We start from the raw sequence: 4,794 nt of genomic DNA on the forward strand, positions 1-4,794 counted from the left end.
CGGGCTGCGTGCATCCCGTGCGAGCCGGGTACAGCCCCGCCATGGCTAGAGAGCAGGTCGTCGTGATCACGGGGGCATCGAGCGGGATCGGGCGCGACGCGGCGCTCCGCTTCGCCCGCAGACACGCGCGCCTCGTGCTGGTGAGCAGGCGCGGCCGGGTGCTCGATGACGTCGCCGCCGAGTGTCGGCGCAAGGGCGCCGCGGCCGCCGTCGCCGTGGCTGCGGACATCAGCGCCGAGGCAGAGCTGCAAGCGGTCGTCGACACCGCCTTCGCGCACTTCGGCCGGATCGACGTCTGGGTCAACAACGCGGGCGTCGACGGCTACGGCCCGCTCGATCGCATGGCGCCGGACGAGATCCGCCGCATCTTCGAGGTCAACGCCATCGGCACCGCTCTCGGCACGCGCGCCGCCCTGCGCGCCATGAAGGCGGCAGGTCGCGGCACGATCGTCAACGTCTCGTCCGTGCTCGGCGAGGTGCCGCAGCCGTATGCCGCGGTCTACAGCGCCACCAAGGCGTCGATCCGCGCGCTGTCGGCCGCCGTCCGGAGCGAGCTGGCGCTCGAGAAGCACCGGCACATCCATGTGAGCACCGTGATCCCGGCAACGAGCGACACGCCGGCCTACCGGCACTCGGCCAACCGCTCGGGCCACAGGCTGCGCGCGATGCCGCCCGTCTACCCGGTGGGCTCCGCGGGCAAGGCGATCCTCCGCGCGGCGGCGAAGCACCCGCGCGAGACGACGGCGAACCTGGCCGGCACCATGTTCATCCCGATGCACCGGCTCGCGCCGGGGCTCACCGAGGCCGAGCTCGCCCAGCTCACGCAGCGCACCCAGTTCACGCGCGGACGCGCCACGGGCACGAGCGGCAACCTCTTCGAGCCCTACCCCGACGCGGACGCGAGCGTGGGCGGCGGCTGGCGGGGCGGCAGCCGTCAGGCGATGAGCGGTCTGATGCTGGTCGCCGCGGTGGCGGTTCCGCTCTGGTGGCTCTTCGCGAAGTCCGCGAAACAGGGGAAGAAGGGAGCCAGGCGATGAAGGCGATGGTGTATCGCGGGCCGTATCAGGTCGGCGTCGAAGAGAAGCCGGAGCCGGTGATCGAGCACCCGAACGACGCGATCGTCCGGGTCACGCTCGCCTCCATCTGCGGTTCCGACCTGCACCTGTATCACGGCATGATGCCCGACACCCGGGTGGGCACCACGTTCGGCCACGAGTTCATCGGCGAGGTCGTCGAGGTCGGGGCATCCGTTCAGAACCTCGCAGTCGGCGACCGCGTGATGGTGCCGTTCAACGTGTACTGCGGCTCCTGTTATTTCTGCGCCCGCGGGCTGTACTCGAACTGCCACAACGTCAACCCGAACGCCACAGCGGTCGGGGGCATCTACGGCTACTCGCACACCTGCGGCGGCTACGACGGCGGGCAAGCCGAGTACGTGCGCGTGCCGTTCGCCGATGTCGGCCCCAGCGTCATTCCGGACTGGCTCGACGACGCCGACGCCCTGCTGATGACGGATGCCCTCGCCACCGGCTACTTCGGCGCGCAGCTCGGCGACATCACGCCGGGCGACACCGTCGTCGTGCTCGGCGCGGGGCCCGTCGGGCTGTTCGCCGCGCGCTCGGCCTGGCTGATGGGCGCCGGGCGCGTGATCGTCGTCGACCGGCTCGACTACCGGCTCGAGAAGGCGCGTGCGTTCGCCTTCGCCGAGACCCGCAACTACGAGCACTATCGCGACATCATCGTCGAACTGAAGAACGCGACCGACGGGCTCGGCGCCGATGTCGTGATCGACGCGGTCGGCGCCGAGGCCGACGGCAACCGGCTGCAGCACGTCACGGCGACGAAGCTCAAGCTGCAGGGCGGGTCGCCCGTTGCGCTCAACTGGGCGATCGACGGCGTGCGCAAGGGCGGCACGGTGTCGGTGCTCGGCGCCTACGGGCCGATGTTCAGCGCCGTGAAGTTCGGCGACGCCATGAACAAGGGGCTCACGCTGCGCATGAACCAGTGCCCGGTGAAGCGGCAGTGGCCGAGGCTGCTCGAGCACATCAAGAGCGGATTCCTCACGCCGAGCGACATCGTCACGCACCGCATCCCGCTCGATGAGGTCGCCGACGGCTACCGCATGTTCTCCGGGAAAGAAGACGGCATCGTCAAGGCACTGCTCGTGCCGTCGGGAAGCTAGGAGATCTCATGGACCCGTACACCGCAGGAACCGAGCGCCCGCCGTTCGACGCTGAGGCGTTGCGCTCGCGCATTCCCGGCTGGGGAGCGGACAGCGACCCTGCCGACCGACCGTCGGTGCCGCGCGAGTGCTTCGACCCCGCGGCGAGCGGCGCGCACTGGGACGTGCCCGAGCGGCAGGCCGGAGGCGAGGACCGCGAGCGCTCCATCGAGCACCGGCAGCTGACGCCGGTGTTCGGCACGACCTCTCCCCTGCGCGGCGTCTCGGGAGTCATCCGTCGCTTCGCCTATGACAACTTCAGCGAGGGCCGCGCGGCGCACTGGCTGCTGCTCATCGCCGGCGACCGCGTTGAGGCGATGGGCGCCCGCTTCGAGCGCGACCCCGTGCGCGCGGCAGCACCGTGGCTGATCGGCGCCGCGGCCGTGGGCGCGCTGGTCAGCCTGCGGCGCGGCCGGCACGGTTGAGCAGTACGAGTTCGACGTCGCGCACAGCGCCGTCGTCGACCCTCATCCACTGGTAGCTGCAGTAGGGCTGACGGCGGCGGTCCGTCGGCGAGCCCGGGTTGAGCAGGCGCAGCCCGCCGGGCGTCGTCGTGTCCCACGGGATGTGGCTGTGCCCGAACACGAGCACGTCGGCGTCGGGGAAGAGCTCGTCCATGCGCCGCTCGCGGCCGGCCGCCGCACCGGTCTCGTGGATCGCGGCGAAGCGCAGACCCTCGACCTCCCAGCGGGCGATCTCGGGCAGTCGCGCGCGCAGCTCGGCGCCGTCGTTGTTGCCGTACACGCCGTGCAGCACGCGGGCTCGGTCGCTCAGCTGATCGAGCAGCCCCAGCGAGACCCAGTCGCCCGCGTGCACCACGACGTCGGCGCGATCGACCGCGTCCCACACCTCGGCCGGCAGCTCGCGCGCCCTTTTCGGGACGTGGGTGTCGGCGAGGAGCAGCAGCGAGGTGGTCACGTGTCGATCTTGACGCGTCACTCCATGTCGAGCTTGTCCTGCGCGACCGCGGCGACCTCCTCGACCGTGTTGGGCAGGTCGGTGGTGCCGAAGTAGCGCGCGTCCGGGCGCGTCGCCGGCGGCATCGGAACGCCCTGCTCGGGCGCCTCACGATAGCTGAACTCGCCCTTCCCGTCGGGCGATGCGCCGGAGGCCCAGCGCCCGTCGCCGGCACTCGCCCCGTCGGAGAAATTGATGTACTCGTACGCCACCGCCTGGTCCTGCTGACCTTCGGGGAACTTGTTCGGCACCGGAAGGTCCTCCAGCCCCTCGTCGCGCAGCTCGGCGGCCGCCGCGATCCACATGTTCTGATGCATCGTGTCGCGGGCGATCAGGAAGCTCAGCAGATCGCGCACGCCCGCGTCGTCGGTCATGTGGTACAGGCGTGCCACCTGGACGCGCCCCTGCATCTCGGCGTTCGCATTCGCGGTGAAGTCCGCGAGCAGATTGCCGCTCGCGGTCAGGTACGAACCCGACCACGGTTTCCCCATGCTGTCGACCGCACGGGCGCCCGCGCCGGCGACGATCGCCTGCTGGATGTCGGTGCCGCCGACGACCGCGGCCACCGTAGGGTCGTCCTGCACGGCATCGTTCGTGATCCCGAGCGGGGCCTTCTCGAGCAGCTGCGCGATCATCGTCGCCAGCATCTCGACATGGCCGAGCTCCTCTGCGCCGATCCCGAACACGAGATCCCGCCACTTGCCCGGAATGTGCATGTTCCATGCCTGGAACTGGTACTGCAGCGCCACGGTGATCTCGCCGTACTGGCCGCCCAGCACCTCCTGCAGCTTGCGGGCATACACGGCGTCCGGCTTCGTCGGGCTGGCCGCATGCTGCAGCTCTTGCTTGTGAAAGAACATCGTCTCTTCCCCTCGTTCATCGGAGCAGGCGACGCTACGGAGCGCGTTTCGCCGCGGGCAGGGGCTTGGCGCGGGCGAGATCCCGCGTACTCTGTGCGCGCACTCGCCGCCGGCTTCGGATTGCGCCCACCGCCTGCCGGGTATGGCCCAGGCATGGCTCAGTTGAATGGAAAGAAGATCGCATTCCTGATGACCGACGGCGTCGAGCAGGTGGAGTACACCGGCCCGCGGCAGGCGGTCGAAGAAGCGGGCGCGACGGCGGTGCTCATCTCACCGAAGCCCGACACCGTGCAGGGCTTCAATCACGTCGACAAGGGCGACGAGTTCTCGGTCGAGGTGCCGATCGGCCAGGCATCCCCCGACGACTACGACGCTCTCGTGCTGCCGGGCGGGGTCGTGAACGCCGACGCGCTGCGCACCGATCAGGCGTCCGTCGAGTTCGCCAAGGCATTCTTCGCGGCGCACAAGCCGGTCGCGGCCATCTGCCATGCACCGTGGACCCTCATCGAGGCGGGCGTCGTCGACGGCCGCACGCTGACCTCGTGGCCGAGCCTCCAGACCGACCTGCGCAACGCCGGCGCCACCTGGGTCGACGAGGAGGTGCACGTCGACAAGGGCTTCGTCACGAGCCGCAAGCCCGACGACATCCCGGCGTTCTCGGCCAAGCTGATCGAAGAGGTCGCGGAAGGCGCGCACGAGGGCCAGCACGTGTGACGATCTAGCATCGGATTCATGATCGAGGGCGCGGATGCGGCG

6 protein-coding genes are annotated in these 4,794 nt (G+C 70.1%); 4 read left to right on the forward strand and 2 right to left on the reverse strand.

Annotated elements, in window-relative coordinates:
• Positions 1–41 precede the first annotated feature (41 nt).
• Genes ACM2XV_RS12335 through ACM2XV_RS12345 form a run of 3 tightly spaced genes read left to right on the forward strand, consistent with a single transcriptional unit; the run spans position 42 to position 2,646 of the window.
• Positions 42–1,037 (forward strand): SDR family NAD(P)-dependent oxidoreductase, encoded by a 996-nt coding sequence (locus ACM2XV_RS12335; RefSeq protein WP_487027131.1) that lies wholly within the window; start codon positions 42–44, stop codon positions 1,035–1,037.
• Positions 1,034–2,182, forward strand: a complete 1,149-nt coding sequence (locus ACM2XV_RS12340; RefSeq protein WP_487027132.1) for a zinc-dependent alcohol dehydrogenase — start codon at positions 1,034–1,036, stop codon at positions 2,180–2,182. The genes ACM2XV_RS12335 and ACM2XV_RS12340 overlap by 4 nt, the downstream gene beginning before the upstream one ends.
• An 8-nt stretch (positions 2,183–2,190) precedes the next feature.
• Positions 2,191–2,646, forward strand: a complete 456-nt coding sequence (locus ACM2XV_RS12345) for a hypothetical protein (RefSeq protein ID WP_487027133.1) — start codon at positions 2,191–2,193, stop codon at positions 2,644–2,646.
• Here ACM2XV_RS12345 and ACM2XV_RS12350 read toward each other — a convergent pair.
• Both ACM2XV_RS12350 and ACM2XV_RS12355 read right to left on the reverse strand, forming a co-directional pair.
• Positions 2,618–3,139: a metallophosphoesterase family protein gene (locus tag ACM2XV_RS12350; RefSeq protein WP_487027134.1), complete on the reverse strand. Its 522-nt coding sequence runs from the start codon at positions 3,137–3,139 to the stop codon at positions 2,618–2,620. The genes ACM2XV_RS12345 and ACM2XV_RS12350 overlap by 29 nt on opposite strands.
• A 17-nt stretch (positions 3,140–3,156) precedes the next feature.
• Positions 3,157–4,038: a manganese catalase gene (locus ACM2XV_RS12355; protein WP_487027135.1), complete on the reverse strand. Its 882-nt coding sequence runs from the start codon at positions 4,036–4,038 to the stop codon at positions 3,157–3,159.
• Positions 4,039–4,191: 153 nt separating this feature from the next.
• On the opposite strand from ACM2XV_RS12355, the gene ACM2XV_RS12360 reads away from it, so the two are divergent.
• Positions 4,192–4,752: a type 1 glutamine amidotransferase domain-containing protein gene (locus tag ACM2XV_RS12360; RefSeq protein ID WP_344773327.1), complete on the forward strand. Its 561-nt coding sequence runs from the start codon at positions 4,192–4,194 to the stop codon at positions 4,750–4,752.
• The last annotated feature ends 42 nt before the right edge of the window (positions 4,753–4,794 follow it).

The sequence above is a fragment of the Gryllotalpicola sp. CP2-P1 genome, from assembly GCF_057512245.1.